This window comes from Idiomarina sp. Sol25 (genome assembly GCF_033052775.1).
Lineage (GTDB): Bacteria > Pseudomonadota > Gammaproteobacteria > Enterobacterales > Alteromonadaceae > Idiomarina.
This window is the reverse complement of the sequence record NZ_JAUPEW010000265.1, coordinates 1-231: the sequence shown is the minus strand read 5'-3', so window position 1 is coordinate 231 and position 231 is coordinate 1. Positions and strand designations below refer to the sequence as shown.

The 231-nt window shown below is 58.9% G+C and carries 1 protein-coding gene; it reads right to left on the bottom strand.

Annotation, left to right across the window (positions count from 1 at the left end):
* Positions 1–8: 8 nt before the first annotated feature.
* On the bottom strand, positions 9–231 hold a 223-nt coding region (locus Q5L94_RS14230), incomplete at its 5' end, for a hypothetical protein (RefSeq protein ID WP_317498996.1).

Sequence of the window (231 nt, the reverse complement as noted above, 5' to 3'; positions counted from 1 at the left end):
CATTGGCGCTATACCGCGACGCGATGGCCCAATGACGCGCCACGCGCCAATTCTCGGCATTGGAAGCGGTCCAATGCGTATTGCGACGATAGATAGGCGGTTGCGTAGCAGGCCCCTTTGGCCTTGCCCCGATCGATCGAGCCGTCGGATACAATGCTACCCTTCAATTCGAACTGACCGGACGCGCCATGGCTGACCTTGCCGTCGTCGTTCTTACCTACAACGAAGAGC